Source organism: Achromobacter anxifer (genome assembly GCF_903652925.1).
GTDB classification, from domain to species: Bacteria; Pseudomonadota; Gammaproteobacteria; order Burkholderiales; family Burkholderiaceae_B; genus Achromobacter; species Achromobacter anxifer.
Map to the genome: position 1 here is coordinate 43881 of NZ_CAHLAR010000008.1, position 20070 is coordinate 63950.

A 20070-nucleotide genomic window follows, 5' to 3' on the forward strand; every position below is an offset into this window, starting at 1 on the left:
CGCGGCGCCAGGCGGAAGAAATCCGGCGCGGCCGCCGCCGCGCCGGCAGCGTCGCGATCAGCGCTTGGCGGGATCGATCGACAGCGGCACCTCGCCCGGATGGAACGGCTGGTTCACGTATTGCTTGTACTTGTCCAGGAAGCGCACCGGCTGCTTGAGGGCATCGCGGCGGAACGGATCGCCCAGTTCCTGGCTGACCATCATTTCCAGCACCGTGGTCTTGCCTTCGGACTGGGCCTTGCACGCGGCCTGCAGGGCCGCGCCCACCTGGTCGGCGTGCTCCACCCGTATGCCTTCCGCGCCCATGGCCCGCGCCAGCTCGGCGAAGTTCGGGTTCTTCAGGTTGCTGCCGACGAAGCGGCGGCCGTAGAAGTCCACCTGGTTCTTCTTTTCGGCGCCCCACTGGCCGTTGTGGAACACCACGGCGGTCACCGGTATCTTCTCGCGCACGCAGGTCAGCAGTTCCTGGAAGCTCATGCACCAGGCGCCGTCGCCGACGTAGGCCACGGCCGGGCGGTCGGGCCGGCCCAGCTTGGCGCCGATCAGCGCCGGCAAGGCGTAGCCGCAGTTGCCGAAGCTCATGGCGGCCAGCATGGAGTTGGGCTCCTCGAAGCGCAGGTAGCTGTTGGACACCGAGCAGATGTTGCCGATGTCGGTGGACACCATCACGTGCTTGGGCATGGCGCGTTCCAGCTCGCGCAGCATGCGCCGCGGATGCATGCGGCCGCCGCCGTGTTCGATGATGTCCAGGCTCCAGTCGTCGCGCTCGTGCGACCAGCTGTCCAGTTCCTTTTCCCATTCGGCCTTCTGCGCCGCGATCTGTTCGCCGCGCCCCGCCTTGGTGGCCGCGCATGCGACCTCGCGTCCCCGCAGCTTGGCGGTCAGCGCGGCGGCGGCGGGCTTGGCGTCGCCGCAGATGCCGACCGACACCGGCCGCACCAGGCCCAGCATGCGGTGGTCGGCGTCCACCTGGATGATGCGCGCGCCCTGCGGCCAATAGTCCAGCCCGTGCTGCGGCAAGGTGCCGAATGGTCCCAGGCGCGTGCCCAGCGCCAGCACCACGTCGGCCTGCGACAGCAGCTTCATGCCGGCCTTGGCGCCCTGGTAGCCCAGCGGGCCGCACCACAGCGGATGGCTGGCCGGGAAGGCGTCGTTGTGCAGATAGCTGGTCACCACCGGCGCGCCCAGCAATTCGGCCAGCGCCACGCACTCGGCCTGCCCGTCCGAGAACAGCACGCCGCCGCCCGCCACGATGACGGGGAACTTGGCCTGCGCCAGCATCTGCGCCGCCGCTTCCAGGTCCTCGTCCGAACCCGGCCCGCGGCGGATGCGGCGCGGTTCGGGTATGGCCACGTCGATTTCACCGTAGAAGTAGTCGCGCGGAATGTTCAGCTGCGTCGGGCCGCGTTCGGCCAGCGCGTTGTCGAAGGCCTTGGCCGTGAACTCGGCCATGCGGTCCGGGCGGTTCACGTGGGCCTGGTATTTGGTGATGCGCGAGAAGATGGGCAGCTGTTCGGTTTCCTGGAATCCGCCCAGCCCCATGCCCGCGGTACCGGTCTCGGGCGTGATCGCCACCACCGGGCTGTGCGCCCAGTACGCCGCGGCCACGCCGGTCACGAAGTTGGTGATGCCGGGGCCGTTCTGCGCAATGCACACGCCGTGGCGGCCGGTCACGCGGGAATAGCCGTCGGCCATGTGCGCGGCGCCCTGCTCGTGCACCGTGGGCACGAAGCGGATGCCCGCCGCCGGGAACAGGTCCAGCGCGTCCATGAAGGCCGAGCCGACGATGCCGAATACGTCCTTGACGCCCTGGGCGACCAGCGTTTCCACAAACGCTTCGCTGGGGGTCATGTGTTGCTTGCTGCTCATGGTCTCTCTCCTGGCAGGCCGGCGGTGTCGGATTGCATCTGGGCCGGCATGAACCGATACTGCAGCAGAAACCCCGTCGCTCCCAGCCCACGGCGTTTCATTTTCTGCAAAATCCGTGCGAGGATGCACAGCACGCCGCCGAATCTTCAATTATTGAAAGATGAAAGACGAATCCTCCGCAGCGCTGCGCGCGCTGACCCTGCTGGAACAGGTCGCCCGCTCCGGGCAGCCGGTGTCGCTGGCCGCGCTGACCGACGCCACCGGCCTGCCCAAGCCTTCCGTGCTGCGCATCCTGTCACGCCTGGTTGACGCCGGCATGCTGCTGCGCGAACCCGCCGGCAAGAGCTACGTCAGCGGTCCCCGCCTGAGCGCGCTGGCGCGCGACACCTTGCTGAATTCGCCGCTGCGCGGCGAACGCCACCGCATCCTGGACAGCCTAGTCGACGAGATCGGCGAGACCTGCAACTGCACCATGCTGGACGGCGACGAGGTCATCTACCTGGACCGCGTCGAAACCGCCTGGCCGCTGCGCGTCAACCTGCAATCGGGTTCGCGCGTGCCGCTGCACTGCTCGGCCAGCGGCAAGCTGTTCCTGGCCCACATGCGGCGCGAGGCGCGCCAGCGCCTGCTGGCCGCGGCTCCCTTGCCGCGCTACACGCCCAACACGCTGTGCGAAGTGGCCGCGCTGGAACAGGAACTGCGGACCATCAAGAAGGAAGGCGCCAGCTTCGACCGCGAGGAATTCCTGCTGGGCATCGTCTGCATGGCCGTGCCCATCCTGCATGGCACGCGCGCCATCGCCGCGGTCGCCCTGCACGCCCCGGTGGCCCGCCTGTCCATCGAGGGCGCGCGCGCCTGGCTGCCGCGCATGCAGGAGGCGGCCCGGGCGCTCGCGGGCACCTACGGGCCCGAGGCCTGACCTTCCGCCCGGGATCGCCGCGGCCGGCGGCCGCGATTCGCAGTCCAAGACCCGTCGGCAGCGGCGGTCCGCGGTCCATGCTCGGTCTGGCCGCCGCATGTTCCGACCCTTATTTCGGCAGCAACCAGCCCCAGGCATTACACTCTCGGGCAAACAGCGACTCTCTCTTATCGTGACCGACACTTCCTTTACCTCCCTGCCCCTGCTGCCCGCCCTGCTGGAAAACCTGAACAGCCTGGGTTTCGAGCAGATGACGCCCATCCAGGCGCAAAGCCTGCCGCTGATACTCGAAGGCCGCGACCTCATCGCGCAGGCCAAGACCGGCAGCGGCAAGACCGCCGCGTTCGGCCTGGGCGTGCTGCAAAAACTGAATCCCGCCCGGCTGGCGCCGCAGGCGCTGCTGGTGTGCCCCACGCGCGAACTGGCGGACCAGGTGGCGCAGGAACTGCGCCGGCTGGCGCGGCAGATCCCCAACGTCAAGATCCTGACCTTGTGCGGCGGCGCCGCCGCGCGCCCCCAGGCCGAATCGCTGGCGCGCGGCGCGCACCTGATCGTGGGCACGCCCGGACGCATCCAGGACCACCTGGCGCGCGGCAGCCTGGACCTGTCGGGCCTGAACACCCTGGTGCTGGACGAGGCCGACCGCATGGTCGACATGGGCTTCTATGACGACATCGTGGCCATCGCCTCGCATTGCCCGACCAAGCGCCAGACCCTGCTGTTCTCGGCGACCTACCCCGACAATATCCGCAAGCTCAGCGCCCGCTTCCTGCGCAACCCCGCCGAAGTCAAGGTCGAGGCGCAGCACGACGCCAGCCGCATCGAACAGATCTTCTACGAGATCGATGAGCGCGACCGCCTGGATGCCGTGGTCCGCCTGCTGGCGCACTTCCGCCCGGAGTCCACGCTGGCCTTCTGCAACACCAAGATCCGCAGCCATGACCTGGTCGAACGGCTGCAGGCCGAAGGCATCAGCGCCCAGGCGCTCAATGGCGACCTGGAACAGCGCGAGCGCGACGAGATCCTGATCCAGTTCGCCAACCGCAGCTGCGCCGTGCTGGTGGCCACCGACGTGGCCGCACGCGGCCTGGACATCCAGAACTTGAGCGCCGTCATCAACGTCGACGTGACCAAGGACACCGAGGTCCACGTGCACCGCATCGGCCGCAGCGGCCGCGGCGACCAGAGGGGCCTGGCGCTGAGCCTGTGCTCGCCGGATGAAATGCGCTGGGCCAACCTGATCGAGCAGTACCAGGGCGCGCCGCTGGTGTGGGCCGACATCAAGACGCTGCGGCCCAAGGCCGACCGTCCGCTGCGCGCGCCGATGATCACGTTGAGCATCCAGGGCGGCAAGAAGGACAAGCTGCGCCCGGGCGACCTGCTGGGCGCGCTGACCGGCGACGGCGGCCTGACGTTCGAGCAGGTCGGCAAGATCAACATCACCGAGTTCAACTCCTATGTGGCGCTGGACCGGCAGATCGCCAAGCAGGCGTTTTCGCGCCTGTCCAACAGCAATATCAAGGGCCGACGCTTCCGCATGCGCTTCCTGGAGGAATTCTGAGTATCCTCCGGTGACAAAAACTTGATGATTTTTGCTCGGGTTTTGCAATAATGGCCCCGCCTGCACTGGCGACCGCCTTGGCGGCGGCGCGCGGCGCGGAACCAAAGGCTCGCAACCTGTTCCAACGGCCGCGATCCCCTTTCAACCAATAGAAGAGAAACTCACCATGATCAAGTCCGACGACACCGGCAAGCTGATCCTGCGCCTGACCCTCGGTATCCTGATTCTGCTGCATGGCCTGTTCAAACTGACCGGCGGCGGCGTCAGCGGCATCGCCGGGATGCTGTCCTCGCACGGCCTGCCGGGCTTCCTCGCCTATGGCGCCTATGTGGGCGAAATCCTCGCCCCCGTCCTGTTGATCGTCGGCATCTACACCCGCCTGGGCGGCCTGCTGATCGCCGTCAACATGGTCGTCGCCATTCTGCTGGCCCACACCGGCCAGCTCAGCAGCATGACCAACAACGGCGGCTGGGCGCTGGAACTGCAAGGCATGTTCCTGTTCACCGCGCTGGCGATCGCCTTCATGGGCGCCGGCCGCTTCAGCCTCGCCGGCAACGGCGGCCGCTGGAACTGAACGCCGTAACACGGCAATACGCAAGACACGGGGGTCGCTCAGGCGGCCCCTGTTTATTGGGCGCGCAGATTGATACGAACGACATCGCTCGTCACGGCGGCGCAAACATCCGACACCTGAAAGCTGTTTCGGAACGATTACAAAACAGAACTTGGCGCATGGGCCTATGGCCTAATCCTTACCGAGCGCAATAAGGGCGTGATTCACGCCAGGCGCTCGGCAGGAGCCGCAAAATGAAGAAGAGTCTGTTGCTGATGCTGGCCATGGCCAGCGCCCTGAGCGGATGCGTGGTGGTGCCGGCACGGCCGGCGTACTACCGTCCGGCTCCGGTCTATTACTCGCCGTATTACTACTATCCGGCGCCCCATTACTACTATCGTGGCTATTGATCCCCGCGCCTGTTGCGCCAAGGAATGACCATGAACGCCTACTCCCGGATCTTCCGTCCTCGCCCCTTGGCCGCAGCCCTGCTGCTGGCCGTCAGCGCGGGCGCCGTGGCGCAGACTTATGAGCCGCCGCCCGCTCCGGCCGCGCCCGCCTATGACGCCGGCGATCCCGCCAATGCCAACCTGGCGCTGGTGGACCGCAGCCCGGCGCCGCCGCCGCCCCTGCCCGTCTATGTCCAGCCGCCAGCCCCCGCGGATGGCTATATCTGGGTCCCGGGCTACTGGAGCCTCAACCGCTACGGCTTCTTCTGGGTGCCCGGCGCCTGGGTGCTGGCGCCCTATACCGGCGCGCTGTGGACGCCCGGCTACTGGGGTTTCGTCAACGGCGTGTATCTGTGGAACGCAGGCTACTGGGGGCCTCACGTGGGCTTCTATGGCGGGATCAACTATGGCTTCGGCTATACCGGCCTGGGCTACGTGGGCGGCTACTGGAAGCGCGACCGCTTCTATTACAACCAGTCCGTCACCAACGTGAACATCACGCGCGTGACCAACGTCTACAACCACACCGTGGTCGTGAACAACGTCGACAACCGCCGCATCAGCTACAACGGCGGCCCCTCGGGCATCCGGCGCCAGGCCGATCCGCGCGAACTCGCGGCGCGCCAGGAACGCCATTCGCCGCAGACCGACATGCAGCGCAACTATGTGCGCGACGCCGGCAGCAACCGATCCCAGTTCTACGACCAGAACAAGGGCCGTCCGCCGCAGGCCTTCGTGGATCATCAGCCCAACGGCAGGCCGCCCGAAGGCCAGCGCCCGGGCAATGGCAATGGACGCGATGGCTCGCCCGGCCAGCAGAACCGTCCGCCGCAAGCGCAGCAGCAAATGCAGCAGCAAATGCGGGATCAGCAGCAGCGTGACCGGCAGGTCCAGCAGCAGACGCGCGATCAGCAGCAGCGCGACCAGCAGACTCAGCAGCAGACGCGGGATCAGCAGCAGCGCGACCGGCAGGCCCAGCAGCAGACGCGCGACCAGCAGCAGCGCGACCAACAGGCCCAGCAGCAGATGCGGGATCAGCAGCAGCGCGACCGGCAGGCCCGGCAACAGGGTCGCGATCAGCAGCAACGCGACCAACAGGCCCAACAGCAGGCGCGCCAGCAGCAACAGCGTGATCAGCAAGCCCAGCAGATGCGTGATCAACAGCAACGCGATCAGCAGGCCCAGCAGATGCGTCAGCAGCAACAGCGCGATCAGCAGGCTCAGCAGCAGGCGCGCCAGCAGCAGCAACGCGACCAGCAAGCACAGCAGCAGGCTCGTCAACAGCAGCAACGCGACCAGCAAGCCCAGGCGCAGCAACAGATGCGCCAGCAACAGCAGCGTGAACAACAGCAGGCCCAGCAGCAGGCACGCCAGCAGCAACAGCGTGAGCAGCAGCGGCAGCAAGGCGGTGGCGACAACCGCGGCCGCGACTAGGCCGGCCAGGTATGGCTGGCCTGGCGCGGCCGGGCCGGACTGGACCCGCGCGCTGGCGCGGAGCTACAGTAGACCCGGCCGCTACGCGCGGTCTCGATATACCTGGAGACTCGGATGAAACGTATTGCCCACAGCTTGTTGTTATGCGGCCTGCTGGCCGGCCCGGTGGCACAGGCGGCCCTGAACGTGGGCGCCCCGGCGCCGGATTTCAGCACCCAGGCTTCGCTGGGCGGCAAGGTATATACCTTCTCGCTGAGCGAGGCGCTCAAGAAGGGCCCGGTGGTGCTCTATTTCTTTCCGGCGGCCTTCACCCAAGGCTGCACGATAGAGGCGCACAATTTCGCCGAGGCCACGGACGAGTACAAATCGCTGGGCGCCACCGTTATCGGCGTGTCGACCGACAACATCGACACCCTGAACAAGTTTTCGGTCAGCGAATGCCGCGGCAAGTTCGCGGTGGCGGCCGATGGCGACGGCAAGATCATGAAGGCCTACGACGCCGTCCACGACAAGCGTCCTGAATACGCCCAGCGCATCTCCTACGTGATCTCGCCGCAGGGCAAGATCCTGTATGAGTACACCGACATGAGCCCGGACGCCCACGTGGCCAACACCATGCGCGCCCTGCGCGAGTGGAAGGCGAAGCAGTAGCCGGCACGGCCATGCCTGTCATGGCTGCGGGGGCCCGACGTTGCCCTGCTCGAAGCCCACCCGGATGGTCTTTCCCCCATCCGCGGCGGCCGCCCTGGCGGTCAGCACCGCAACCCCAGCGGAGGCAGGCGCGCGCAGCATGACCGTAGCGACGCCGCGGGCGTCAGTACTGCTGCTGGATGCGGCCAAGCTGCCCAGATTGGTCCTCCAGTTGACGGCAACCCCCGCACCCTCGAGATTGCCATTGACATCGTGGACCGTGGCCGTGAGAGTCAGGCTATCGCGTCCGTTGGCCACGCCCTTGGCCTTGCTGGAGGACAGCGAGGCAACGCGAGCGGACATGGGATCGGCAGTCAAGGTCACGCGGATGGCCCCACCCGCATCCCCGGCTCCTGCCTTGGCGGTCACCGCCGCCACGCCCGCCACCTTCCCCGCCGTCAACACGGCCGTGGCCACGCCATTGGCATTGGTACGGCTGGCAGGTCCGTCCAGCATGCCCAGGCTGGTGTTCCAGTCGACGACCAGACCCTCGCCCGCGGCATTGCCGTCGCCGTCCAGCACCGTTGCCGTGAGGATCACCGTGTCGCGGCCGTTGGCCAGGATGCTGGTCTTGCTGGCGGAGGCGCTGCCGACGCGGGAGGAAGACGCCCCGCCTGAAAAAGTCACGCTGGCCGTCTTGCCTGCATCTGCCGCAGCGCCCTTGGCTGTGACGTCCACCCTGCCGGCCACCTTCGGCGCGGACAGGAGCATCGTCGCCTTGCCACCGGCGTCAGTCTCGCTCACGGCCGCAGCCAGCACGCCGCCGGACGTCGTCCAATTGACGGCTGCATATTTCCACATCAGGTTGTCATAACGATCCTTAAGGACAGCCGTGAAACTCACCGTGTCGACGCCATTGGCCACGCCGCTGGCCTTGCTTGGCGTAAGCTCAACCACGCGGGCAGTGGAAGGGTCAGGCTCGAAGGACGGCATGCCTATGGTCCTGCCCGGATCCGCAGCTCCTACCCTGGCCGTCGCGACAGGATCGCCAGCAATCGTCGACACCAGCATGACGTGCGCCTCGCCGTTGGCGTCGCTGAGACTGGTAACGCTATCCAGAGTGCCCAGGTTGGTGGTCCAGTCTACGGTCGCCCCGGCCACCCGATTGCCCGTGGCGTCTTTTACGTACGCCCAAAGGGTTATGACATCCACGCCGTTCGCCAGGACGGGGGACTTGTTGCCGCTGTACGCCCCGGCGACAACACGAGCGCTGGACAAGTCGGCCATATACGCGATCGTGACAGTCTTCCCCGCGTCCCCATCAGAGGCATGGGCAGTGACAGCCGCCCTGCCCACGCCTGCCGGCGAGGTCAGTACCACGGTAGCCTGACTGTTGCCGTCGGTCCTGCTGACCGCCGCTCCGAGGCTGCCCAGGCTGGCGCTCCAGTTGACCGCGACGCCCGCGCCCACTGGATTGCCCCAGGCATCCGCAACCATGGCCGTGAGGGTCACGGTATCCGCGCCATTGGCCAGGCCGCTGGTCTTGCTCGGCGTCAGCTCGGTCACGCGGGCCTTCTGCACGTCGACCGCGAAACCGACCGAGACAGTCTTGCCGGCATCGCCCTTGGCGGCCGTCGCCGTGATGATCGCCGTACCCGGAGCGACGGGCGCGATCAGCAGCGCCGTGGCCTGGCCGCTGGCATCGGTGACGCTGGTCGTGGCGATCGCACCCAATGTGGCGGTCCAGTTGACCGCGACGCCCGCGCCTATCCGATTGCCGCTGCCATCTTCAACCGTGGCGGTGAGAACCACGCTATCCGTGCCATTGGCCACGCCGCTGGCCTCGCCTGGAACCAACGAGACCACCCGCGCGCTCGCGGCGTCCGCGACGAAGGGGATTGCGGCGGTCTTGCCGGCGTCGCCGCTGGCGCCCCTGGCAGTGACGGTCGCCGTGCCAACCGCGGCGGGCGCCGTCAGCACCACCGTGGCCTGGCTGTTTGCATCGGTGTTGCTTGCGGTGCCACCCAGCGTGCCCAGGCTGGCGCTCCAGTTGACGGCGACGCCCGCGCCCACCGGATTGCCGCGGCCATCGTCGACCGTGGCGGTAAGAGTGACCGTGTCCGCGCCATCGGCCAGGCCGCTGGTCTTGCTCGACGTCAGCGCGGCCACGCGGGCTCTCTGCGCATCGACGGCAAAGCCGACCGAGACAGTCTTGCCGGCATCGCCCTTGGCGGCCGTCGCCGTGACGAGCGCCGTGCCAACCACGGCAGGCGCCGTCAGCACCACCGTGGCCTGGCTGTTTGCGTCGGTGCCGCTGGCAGCGGCGCTCAGCTCGCCCAGGCTAGCGCTCCAGTTGACGGCAACGCCGGCGCCCACGGGATTGCCCCGGCCGTCCGTGACCGTGGCCGTCAAGGTCACGGTATCGATGCCCCCGGCCAGCGCGGTCGTCTTGCTTGGCGCAAGCAGCACGACCTTGGCATCGGATGTGTCGAGCAGGAGCTCCACGGACCTCGTCTTCCCCGGATCCGCGGGTCCCGTCTTGGCGGTGACGACCGCGGCGCCAGGGACCGTGGCGGACAGCAGTTCCATCACGGCCACGCCGTTCTCATCCGTATTGCTGGCCAGGCCGGCAAGCTGGCCGCCGGTGGCGGTCCAGGTCACCGCCACGCCTGCGCCTGCCGCGTTGCCCTTGCCATCCTTGACCGTCGCCTTCAGCACGGCCTTGTCCTTGCCATTTGCGAGTATGGCCGCGGGAGCCGCGTCGAGCTGCGTCACGCCCACCGTGTTGTGATCGTCGAGGAACTCTGCCTCGCTTGCGCCCTTGAACCCCAGGGACTCCGTCGCCTCGATCCCGATCACAGCGGCCACCTTGCTGCTGACCACGGCGTATGCCATGCCGTCGGCATCCGTCCGGTCCGAGGATTGCGTGATCGCGCCGGCCCCCTTCAGCGCCCACGCCACGGCGCGCCCGGCCATGGCTTCCGCCTGGACGCCGCGCACCTGGGCCGTGAACCTGACGCTGTCGACGCCATCGGCGATGGCCGTGGCCTTGGAGCGGGCAACGCTGACGCTGAGTGGATCGACGCTCACGTTCATGACGTTGGAGCGGATCTTGCGGCCGTGCGCGTCGGTGGCGGTCGCCATCAGCTGATAGCTATTGGCGCCATCGCTGCGGTAATCCGGCAGCTTCATCGATCCCGCCGCGCCGCCGCCGTAGGGCATGGCGAATGCCGCCGCGGAGCCGGACCATTCGATCCTGGGCGCAACGCCCGCGCCCGCCAGCGTCACCGGGAAACCGATGACCGTCTGCGGATAGCCGGAAGCGGACGCCGGCAGCTGGATCGTGATGGGATCGTTCTTCTTGTATTCCAGGACGATTTCGTTGTTGCGCTCGACCAGGTCCATGCGCATGCCGGCGAGCTTGCGGCTGCTCGCGACCTCGCCGGACCGCATCTGCTTGGCCAAGGGCACGCCTATCGCGTACTTCAGGCCCAGTTTGAAGCTCGTATCCGACTTTCCGCCCTGCCCCATGCGGTGGTCCAGGCCCAGGGTGACGGCCGGCGCCGGGGTGTAGGAAACGCCCAGGGTCCAGGCGCTGGGATTTCTCTGCCGGTTGCTCGCGCCGAACAGGCCGACCTCGTCGCCGTCGTACTTCTCGAACATCAGCTTGCCGCCCAGCTGCGGATACTGCGGCAGATATCCTTCGGTCCGGACGTCCCAGCCATTGGCCGGGCGTTCCTGGTAATCCCGCGCATCGGGCGAGCGCTTCCAGTCGCTGAGCCGGAAGTAGCCGTTCATGCCGAGCTTCAGGTAGTCCGCCCACCATTCGGCGCCCAGGCCCAGCCGCCGGTGGCCGCGCGACACGTCCTGGTCCAGGAAGGCATTGCCGCCGGCCATGTAGCCGTCGCCAAAATGGCGGTAGCCCAACCCGAGGTTGACCGTGGTCCGGTAGGCCTCCTGCAATAGATTGGTCCGGCGCACGCCGAACTGGGAAAAAATCAGACCAATCCCCGAATCGTGAATCGGCAACAGCATGTCCAGGGCGCCGCCATGGAAGCTTCCCAGCAGGTCCAGCCTGGCCGTCCCGTACTGGCCCAGCCAGCTCTCGGCCGCTCGCTTCGCTTCACTGGTGGCCTTGCCGCCGGCAACAGACCTGGCATCGGCGCTGGCGCCGCCGCCGGGCGCGACGGACAAGGGACGTCCTTCCAGGTCGGGCGCGGGTTCCAGTTCCCCCAGGATGCGGGCCCGCGCGGCCGGCGCGCTCAGGTCCGGCGCGCCGCCCGTCCCCGGCGCGCCAGTGCCGGAGGTGGATGGGCCGGCCTCGGCGCGCTGCGGCTGACGCCTTTCCCCCGCGATGGGAGCCGTGCACCCCTGCACCAGCAGAGCGCTCGCGAGCGCCAGGCATAGCGCCTTGCCGCCTGCCCGTCCAGGCAGGCGCTGCCACGCAAATAGCTTGAATCGCTTGCGCATCGTCGAAACCCTGAGTCGAAGGAAGTCCGGGAAGCGACGGGAAGCGCCGCCTCGGCAAAGTCGTCAAGCTAGTGAATTGATGCGTTGCTGGCTTCGTCCTGGCTCATTTGCAGGACGAAATCCCCAGACGCGCTCGACGACGGCCCTGGAAGATTCCTCTGTTATTGAAAAATGACAATTAATGACTGAATGCTATTTTTATGTCTTTCAATGTCAATATGTAATTTTCCAATACTGACGCAGGACGAACGGAATTTCGCCGTCGCAAAACGGCCCGGGGTCACGCGGGAAATGGCTGGGGAAGGCGCAAGCAGCGGCTCGGCAAGGGTTGGGCGCAAGGGAACCGATCAGGCAGGCCCTGCCGCGGCGCGAGTGAAGGAATAGGACCGAATCAAATGCGAGCGGTTTGCCCGAATAGGCAACTCGCCCCACGGACGGCGCCTTGCGGCGCCGACCATGTCCCTAGTTGAACGGCCAGACCGGGGGATGGGTGCCGGGCGGGCTGGACGGACGCGTCCAGCGGGCCGGCGTATCGGAAAACTGCGCGGCATGGCGCAGGGCCACCAGCTCGCCAAAGCCCGAAGGCTCGGTTTCCAGCAAGCCGTCGAAACCCGGCATGGGACAGGCGAGCCCGCCGTCGATGCGGCCCAGGTTGCGCAGCCAATGCGCCGTCTGCGCCAGCGACACGCGCACGTGCCAGCTGCCGCCTTCGGTCGCCTGGCGCGCCAGCGCGGCCTGAGCGCCAAACGCCATCAGGTAGCCGGACGCGTGGTCCAGGATCTGCATGGGCATGGGCTTGGGCGCATCCTGGCCGGCGGCCTGCGCTTCGGCGTGGTTAAAGCCGGTGGCCGTCTGCACCAGGGAATCGAAACCGCGGCGGCCAGCCCAGGGGCCCTTGTCGCCATAGGCCGACAGCGACACATAGACAATGCCCGGCCGGATGCGCGCCGCGTCCTGCGGACCGAAGCCCAGCGCGGCCAGGCCGCCGGGCCGGTAGCCTTGCACGAACACGTGCGCACTACGCAGCAGATTGCCCAGCGCGATGCGTCCGTCCGCCGTGTCCAGGTCGGCCAGCACCGACAGCTTGCCGCGGCTGGTGTCGATGATGTTGTCGATATTCGGCAGATTCGGGGAATTGACCAGCATGACGTCGGCGCCATAGGCCGCCAGCGCCCTGCCGCAGACCGGACCGGCAATGATGCGGGTCAGGTCCAGCACGCGGATGTCCTTGAGCGGCCGGGCGCCATGGCCGTATTTGGGCAAGGGCCGCGGGTCGGCCTCGCCGATGCGCTCCAGGGTCAGCAGCGGTTGGGCGGCGACCGCCTGGCTCTGCGGATGGCGGTCCCATTCGTCAAAGCTGCGCATGGCGGCCACCGGCAGGCCCGCGTCGGCCGCGACCTGCTCGAAGTCCAGGGCTTTCCAGCGGCTCAAGGCGCGTTCCACCGCCGCGCGGTTGGTGTCTTCGCCGGTCGGACAGCCCAGCAGCGCCAGCGCGCCGTCGCGGTGATGCGCGAAATTCGCATGGATGCGGACCCAGCCGCCGTCGCCGCAGCGGTACAGGCCGGTGATGGGGTCCCAGGGATTCGGCGTGACGCCGTTGATGGTGTAGTGGCTGCGGCATTCCTGCGCCGCGTGCAGCATGTCGACGCCGACCTGCTGCCTGGCGCCGCCGCGCAGATGCCAGATTTCAGCCGCGGCCAAGGCCGCCGCCGCCATGCTGGCCTGCGCCGCCGTGCCGACCGCGAAGGATGAGGGAAGCACCGGGTCGGCGCCCGTCAACACCACATGGTCCAGCGATTCGTCCGGCAAACCCACTGAACGCCAGAGCTTCTGCAAAACATCGCGGGACGCCTTGCCTGCAGGTGTGCGGCCCCTCAGAAAAGACGGGCGTAGGTCCATCAGATTTCCCATAGCGTTCATCTTGCTCTAGTCGTTTACTTGGATTACATGGCGGGGGCCCACCCGCGTCAATACGCGCGGCGCGACAGCGTGTTTCATGGTTTGACCGCGAAGCGCCGCGATCCGGCCGCGTTGCGCGGATTCCCCTGCGGGGCGCCCCGCGCAGCGTCTTGCCGTAGTGGACACATCTACTCGTAGTTTTTACATCGTCTTCCAAGCCGGACCGCGGACGCGGCGCCGCCAGGCGCAAGATAGAATGCCAGCCTCGCCGCCGCGCGCCGCCCCCTGCCCCGAAGAACCCACCATGAACACGCTGCTCTGGCTGCGCACCGACCTGCGCGCGCACGACAACCCCGCCCTGGCCGCGGCCGCTTCCGGCGGCACGGTCACCGCCCTGTTCCTGGCGGCGCCCGGCCAATGGCGCCAGCATGGCGACGCGCCGGCCAAGGTCGATTTCTGGCTGCGCAACCTGCGCGAGCTGTCGCATGAGCTGGGCCGGCTGGGCATCCCGCTGCGCCTGCTGACCGTGCCCGACTGGAGCCAGGCGCCACAGGCTCTGGCCAGCTTCTGCCGCGCGCATGCCATCGGCCATGTGCATGCCAACGCCGAGTGGGCCGTCAACGAGCGTCGCCGCGACGAGGCCGTCGCCAGCAACCTGCAGGCCATGGGCGTGGACTGGACGCTGCATCACGGCGCCTCGCTGTTGCGACCGGGCTCGGTGCTCAATGGCAAGGGCGAGTGCTATCGCGTCTACACCCCCTATGCGCGCGCCTGCCGCGAACGCCTGCGCACGGCGCCTCTGCGCGCCGTGCCCGCGCCGCGCGCTCAAACCCCGCCGCCATGGCCGGCCGATCCGCTGCCCGACGCCTTCGAAGGCTATGCCGCGCCCTCAGACGCCGTGCGCGCGCTCTGGCCCGCCGGCGAGGACGCGGCCAGCGAGCGGCTGGAAGCCTTTGCCGATGGCGTCATCGACGCCTACCAGCAGCAGCGCGACTTTCCGTCGCTGCCCGCCACCAGCTGCCTGTCGCCTTATCTCGCCGCAGGCGTGCTGTCGCCGGGCCAGGCCCTGCGCGCCGCGCTGGCCGCCAATCAGGGCGAAGTGGACGGCGGCAAGGCCGGCGCCTCCACCTGGATCAACGAGCTGCTGTGGCGCGAGTTCTACCAGCATCTGCTGGCGGCCCATCCCGCGCTCTCGATGCATCAACCCATGAAGCCCGAGACCGCCGCCGTACCCTGGCGCGATGCGCCCGAGGACCTGCGCGCCTGGCAACAGGGCCGCACCGGCATTCCCATCGTGGACGCGGCCATGCGGCAACTGCTGGCGCTGGGCTGGATGCACAACCGCCTGCGCATGGTGGCGGCCATGTTCCTGTCCAAGAACCTGCTGATCGACTGGCGGCTGGGCGAAGCCTGGTTCATGGCGCAGCTGGTGGACGGCGACCTGGCCGCCAACAACGGCGGCTGGCAATGGAGTGCGTCCACGGGTGCGGACGCGGTCCCCTATTTCCGCATCTTCAACCCGCTGTCGCAGTCGCGCAAATTCGATCCCGACGGCGTGTTCCTGCGCGAATGGCTGCCGGAGCTGGCGCACCTGGACGACCGCGCCATCCACGACCCGAGCCCCATGGAACGCGCGGCCGCGGGCTATCCGCTCGCCATCGTCGACCTGGCGCAGAGCCGGCTGCGCGCGCTGGAGGCGTTCGGCGGCTTGCTCTCCGCCTGAGCGGCATCCGCCTGCCTTGACCTGCGTCAACGCCGCTTCCGGCCGCGTCCCGGATGATCCCCCTGCGCCCCCAACACCGACAGCAGGAGGACAGACGCATGCGCGACGACCCGCCGCCCCAAGATACGGAATACACGCTGCACGACGAGCACTGCCTGATCACTCGCACTGACGCGCGCGGCCGCATCATCTATGCCAATCCCGCGTTCCTGGAGGTCAGCGGCTACGCGCGCGAGGATCTCATCGGCAAGGGCCACGACACCATGCGCCACCCCGACATGCCGCTGGCCGCGTATGACGATCTGTGGCGCACCATACAGCGCGGGCAATCCTGGACGGGCGTGATCAAGAACCGCCGCAAGCATGGCGGCCATTACTGGTCGCTGGCCAGCATCACTCCGGTGGTGGAGCGCGGCGTGACGGTCTGCTATGCCTGCGTGCGCGTCAAGCCCACGCGCGCGCAGATCGATGCCGCCGACAGCGCCTACCGACGCCTGCGCAGCGGCTTGCCCCGCGGCCTGCGGCTGAACGCGGGCCGGATCCGCCCCGCGGGCCTGGCGGGACGTCTGCATGATTGGCAGGCCGCCGGCATACGCGCGCGCATGCTGGCCTGGGCCGCGCTGGCGTCCGCGCTGTTTCTGGCCGCCGGCGGCTACGCGCTGCACGGCGCGGCCGGCGAAATGAGCGCCGCGGAGCTGGCCGTGGCGGCGGTCCTGCTGGCAGGCGGCGTCCTGGTGATCTTCGCGTCGGGCTGGGCATACGCCCGCTCGCTCTCCAGATTGCTGGCCACGGCAACCGAATTCACGCGGCAGATCGCCGCCGGCAATCTGGGCGCGTCCCTGGCGCCAGACCAGCCGGACCCGCCGGACGACGAAACCGGCGCGTTGCGTTTTTCACTGGAGGCCACGCGCCGGAACCTGGTCAGCCTTGCGCGCGATGCGCACGCCGGCCTGGCCGACGCGGCGGCGGACAGCCACGAGCCAGCTGGCGCCGAGGACTTGCGCCACGCGATCGAAGTGTTTCGGATCAGGCCCGCGCACCCCCTGCCGGCGCGTCAGCCGATGTAGCCCGCCACTGGCGCGGGCCTACGCTTGCCCATGCAGCCCGCCCCTGGCGCGGCCTTGCGCCACCCCGTGCAGCCCGCCGCCGGCGCGGGCTTGCGGCAGCCGCCCTCAGGCGCCGGCCGCGGCCTCCTTGTCCAGCCGCTTGATGAACACCTGCAATTCCTTCACCACCTGCTGGTCGCCGCGCGCCTGCGCGGCCTGCAGGCCGGATTCCCAGGCGGTGCGCGCACCGCTCTTGTCGCCCTGTCCCAGGCAGGCCTTGCCCAGCCATTTCCAGGCCACCGAGTAGGCCGGATCGAACGCCAGCGCCGCGCGCAGATGGGTCTCGGCCTCGCGGAAGCAGTCCTGCTCCGCATAGGCCTTGCCCAGCGAAAAACGCAACAGCATGTTGTCCGTGCCCTTGGCCAGCATCGCCTCCAGGCGTTCGGTCATTCCTTCCATGGTCGGCCTCCTGCGGGCGCTCGTGCATCTCTGCGATGCGACCATGATAGGACGGCCGCGCCGCGATCCGCGCAAAGGCCCCGCGCCGCGCGCGGAGATAGGCGGGACGGCGCAGGCATCCGCGCAGATATCCATTTCGCCGCGTTTCAAGACGGGGCCGGACCGAATTCATTGGGGACTATCCTGTCTTACCTCAAGTTGCCTTCCGCAAGGTATCCGCCCCATGAAGCTCTTGTGCCTGCGCCTGCTGCGCGCCGCCCCCCTGCTCCTGCTGCCGCTGGCCGCGACCTCGCTTGCCCAAGCGGGACCCGACAGCCGGGCGGGCGAAGCCGCCCTGGTCAACCGCGTGACCTGGGGCGCGACGCCGGCCGAGCTGGCCCGCATCGAGAAGATGGGGCCCGAACGCTACCTGCAGGCGCAACTGCGCCCCGCCGCCGAAGACAAGCTGCCGGCCGAGGTGCAGGCGCGCATCGACGCCCTCTCGATCTCGCAACACTCCGACGAGGACGCGCGCGCGACCCAGCTGGAGATGCGCACCGAGGCCAGAAAGCTACCGCCGGACGAACAGCAGAAAGCCATGCGCGAAGCCCGCCAGTTTTCGCTGCAACGTGCCGCCGAGGTCAACCAGCGCGCGGTGTGGCGCGCGCTGTATTCGGACAGGCAGCTGCAGGACCAGATGACCTGGTTCTGGATGAACCACTTCAATGTCGACCTGCAGAAAGGCGACGTGGGCATCTTTCTTTCGCAATACGAGGACCGCGCCATCCGCCCGCATGCGCTCGGCAAGTTCCGCGACCTGCTGAAGGCCACCATGCGCGCGCCGGCCATGCTGATCTATCTGGACAATACGCAGAATGTCGCGGGCAAGATCAACGAGAACTACGCGCGCGAGCTGATGGAACTGCATACGCTGGGCGTGGGCAGCGGATACACGCAAGCCGACGTGCAGGAATTGGCCCGCATCCTGACCGGCATGGGCGTCGCCGCCAAGCCCGAGCCGCCCAAGGTCCGGCCGGAATGGCGCGCGCAGGTGGTGCAGGACGGCCTGTTCCTCTTCAACCCGGCGCGCCACGACCAGGGCGACAAGACGTTCCTCGGCCATCGCATCGCGGCGGCCGGCATCCAGGAAGTGGACGAGGCGGCCGACCTGCTGGCCCGCAGCCCGGCCACCGCCAGGCATGTCAGCGGCAAGCTCGCCGCCTACTTCGTGGGCGACAGTCCGCCCGCGACGCTGGTCGACAAGATGAGCAAGACATTCCTCGCCAGCGACGGCGATATCGCCGCCACGCTGCACACGCTGTTCGCGTCGCCGGAGTTCGCGGCCTCGCTCAAGACCGGTGTGTTCAAGGATCCGGTGCACTACGTCTATTCCTCGCTGCGGCTGGCCTATGGCGACATGCCGCCGATCCTGAATCCCAAGCCGGGCCTGGGCATGCTGAGGCAGCTCGGCCAGCCGCTGAACCAGCGCCTGACGCCTGACGGCTATCCCATGAGCAAGGCGGACTGGTCCGGGTCCGGGCAGATGTCCGTGCGCTTCGAGGTCGCCGGCGCGCTGGTCGGCGCGAGCAAGGCCCTTTACCAGGAAGACGGCGCCGCGCCGGCCAATCCGCCGCGCCTGCCGAACCTGCTGAAAGCCAACGAGGGCAACGGCCTGTTCGCCGGGCTGTCGCCCGCCACGCGCGAGGCCATCGCGCAAGCCGGAACGCCGCGCGAAGCCAACCTCTATCTGCTGGCCTCGCCGGAATTCATGCGCCGCTGAAGAGCCCGCAAGACAGCAACGCAACGCAAGAACCAAGGAACAGATCATGGACCGCCGCCGCCTGTTGCAACTGATGGCCGCCGCACCGCTGGTGCTGGGAAGCAGCCGCCTGTACGCCGCCCCCGCCGCTTCGGGCAACCGCCTGCTGCTCGTCTTCATGCGCGGCGCCTACGACGCCGCCAGCCTGCTGGTGCCGGCCACGAGCGACTTCTATTACGAATCCCGGCCCAACATCGCCATTGCCCGCCCGGGCGGCGGCCCCGGCTCCGCCCTGCCCCTGGGCGACGGCTGGGCCCTGCACCCGGCGCTGGCCGAAAGCCTGCTGCCCTACTACGAAAAGCGCCAGCTGGCGTTCCTGCCGTTCGCCGGCACCGACGACACCAGCCGCAGCCATTTCGAAACCCAGAACAGCATCGAACTGGGGCAAGGCGCAAGCAAGGGCGGCAATTACCGTTCGGGCTTCCTGAACCGGCTCGCGGCGACCCTGAACGCGGGCCGCACCCAGCCCGCCGCATTCACCAGCGAAGTGCCGCAGATTTTCCGCGGCGACGAGCGCGTGCCCAACGTCGACCTGATCGGCGCCGCGCGCAAGTCGCGGCTGACGGAGGACGACAACCGCGTCATCGAGTCCATGTACCGCAACACCGATCTGCATGCCTCGGTCGCCGAGGGACAGCGCGTCATGGGCGCGGCGCGCGAGGAGATCGATGCGGAAATGCAGGCCGCCAGCGGCAACGCCGTGTCGGCCGACAGGCTGGAGCAGGAAGCGCGCCGCATCGCGCGCTTCATGACCGACCGCTACAACCTGGGTTTCGTCGACGTCGGCGGCTGGGACACGCACGTTGGCCAAGGCGCCGCCAGCGGCCTGCTATCGAACCGCCTGGGCCAGCTGGGGCGGGCGCTGGCCGCCTATGCCGACGCCATGGGGCCGGCCTGGAAACAGACCACGGTCGTGGTCATCAGCGAATTCGGCCGCACCTTCCGAGAGAACGGCAACAAGGGCACCGACCACGGCCATGGCACCGTCTATTGGGTCATGGGCGGCAATGTGCGCGGCGGCCGCATCGCGGGCCGCCAGGTGGAGGTCAAGCGCGAGACCCTGTTCCAGGACCGCGACTATCCCGTGCTGAACGAGTACCGCGCCGTGTTCGCCGGCCTGTTCTCGCGGCTGTATGGCCTGGACAAGGCGCGCCTGGCGCAGGTGTTTCCGGGCGTCGCGCCCGTGGACCTGAAGCTGGTCTAGCCTGCGCTAGAATTCCGTCCTTGCCCGTTCATTGCCGCCGCGGCCCTCCTTTTCGT

Annotated in this window: 14 protein-coding genes; 10 read left to right on the top strand and 4 right to left on the bottom strand. The window is 68.2% G+C overall.

The genetic code is table 11. The features are described from left to right. Window positions 1-57: 57 nt before the first annotated feature. Window positions 58-1869, bottom strand: coding sequence for a sulfoacetaldehyde acetyltransferase (gene xsc, locus HWY37_RS23450; RefSeq protein ID WP_176089974.1), 1812 nt, complete (start codon window positions 1867-1869; stop codon window positions 58-60). Window positions 1870-2029: 160 nt separating this feature from the next. Here xsc and HWY37_RS23455 point away from each other — a divergent pair, with 160 nt between their 5' ends. The 6 genes from HWY37_RS23455 to HWY37_RS23480 all read left to right on the top strand — a co-directional run bounded on the left by HWY37_RS23455 (window position 2030) and on the right by HWY37_RS23480 (window position 7436). Continuing rightward, the gene (locus HWY37_RS23455) at window positions 2030-2788 is read left to right on the top strand and encodes an IclR family transcriptional regulator (protein ID WP_175208820.1); all 759 of its coding nucleotides are present in this window, start codon (window positions 2030-2032) and stop codon (window positions 2786-2788) included. 172 nt (window positions 2789-2960) lie between these two features. Continuing rightward, window positions 2961-4349 carry an ATP-dependent RNA helicase DbpA gene (gene dbpA, locus HWY37_RS23460; RefSeq protein WP_176089975.1) on the top strand — a complete coding sequence of 463 codons (1389 nt, stop codon included), beginning with the start codon at window positions 2961-2963 and terminating at the stop codon, window positions 4347-4349. A 166-nt stretch (window positions 4350-4515) separates the two neighbouring features. After that, the gene (locus HWY37_RS23465; RefSeq protein ID WP_176089976.1) at window positions 4516-4923 is read left to right on the top strand and encodes a DoxX family protein; all 408 of its coding nucleotides are present in this window, start codon (window positions 4516-4518) and stop codon (window positions 4921-4923) included. Window positions 4924-5156: 233 nt separating this feature from the next. Then, window positions 5157-5312: a hypothetical protein gene (locus tag HWY37_RS23470; protein WP_175208817.1), complete on the top strand. Its 156-nt coding sequence runs from the start codon at window positions 5157-5159 to the stop codon at window positions 5310-5312. 30 nt (window positions 5313-5342) lie between these two features. Further along, window positions 5343-6785 (top strand): YXWGXW repeat-containing protein, encoded by a 1443-nt coding sequence (locus tag HWY37_RS23475; protein ID WP_176089977.1) that lies wholly within the window; start codon window positions 5343-5345, stop codon window positions 6783-6785. A gap of 114 nt (window positions 6786-6899) precedes the next feature. Beyond that, a complete protein-coding gene (locus HWY37_RS23480; protein WP_176089978.1) occupies window positions 6900-7436 on the top strand; it encodes a peroxiredoxin in 537 nt (178 codons plus the stop codon). 18 nt (window positions 7437-7454) lie between these two features. Here HWY37_RS23480 and HWY37_RS23485 read toward each other — a convergent pair whose 3' ends face one another. Further along, a complete protein-coding gene (locus HWY37_RS23485; protein WP_176089979.1) occupies window positions 7455-11885 on the bottom strand; it encodes an Ig-like domain-containing protein in 4431 nt (1476 codons plus the stop codon). 462 nt (window positions 11886-12347) lie between these two features. Then, window positions 12348-13796: a CoA transferase gene (locus tag HWY37_RS23490; RefSeq protein WP_176090068.1), complete on the bottom strand. Its 1449-nt coding sequence runs from the start codon at window positions 13794-13796 to the stop codon at window positions 12348-12350. Window positions 13797-14088: 292 nt separating this feature from the next. Here HWY37_RS23490 and phrB point away from each other — a divergent pair, with 292 nt between their 5' ends. Together phrB and HWY37_RS23500 are read left to right on the top strand one after the other, a co-directional pair. Further along, window positions 14089-15507, top strand: coding sequence for a deoxyribodipyrimidine photo-lyase (gene phrB / locus HWY37_RS23495; protein ID WP_175208813.1), 1419 nt, complete (start codon window positions 14089-14091; stop codon window positions 15505-15507). 98 nt (window positions 15508-15605) lie between these two features. Continuing rightward, on the top strand, window positions 15606-16574 hold the full coding sequence (locus tag HWY37_RS23500) for a PAS domain-containing protein (protein ID WP_175208812.1): 969 nt from the start codon (window positions 15606-15608) through the stop codon (window positions 16572-16574). Between the two features lie 105 nt (window positions 16575-16679). On the opposite strand, the gene HWY37_RS23505 is transcribed toward HWY37_RS23500, so the two are convergent. Then, the gene (locus HWY37_RS23505; RefSeq protein WP_175208811.1) at window positions 16680-17012 is read right to left on the bottom strand and encodes a hypothetical protein; all 333 of its coding nucleotides are present in this window, start codon (window positions 17010-17012) and stop codon (window positions 16680-16682) included. A 223-nt stretch (window positions 17013-17235) separates the two neighbouring features. On the opposite strand from HWY37_RS23505, the gene HWY37_RS23510 reads away from it, so the two are divergent. Next, a complete protein-coding gene (locus tag HWY37_RS23510) occupies window positions 17236-18771 on the top strand; it encodes a DUF1800 domain-containing protein (RefSeq protein ID WP_175208810.1) in 1536 nt (511 codons plus the stop codon). Window positions 18772-18817: 46 nt separating this feature from the next. After that, the gene (locus HWY37_RS23515) at window positions 18818-20014 is read left to right on the top strand and encodes a DUF1501 domain-containing protein (protein WP_175208809.1); all 1197 of its coding nucleotides are present in this window, start codon (window positions 18818-18820) and stop codon (window positions 20012-20014) included. The last annotated feature ends 56 nt before the right edge of the window (window positions 20015-20070 follow it).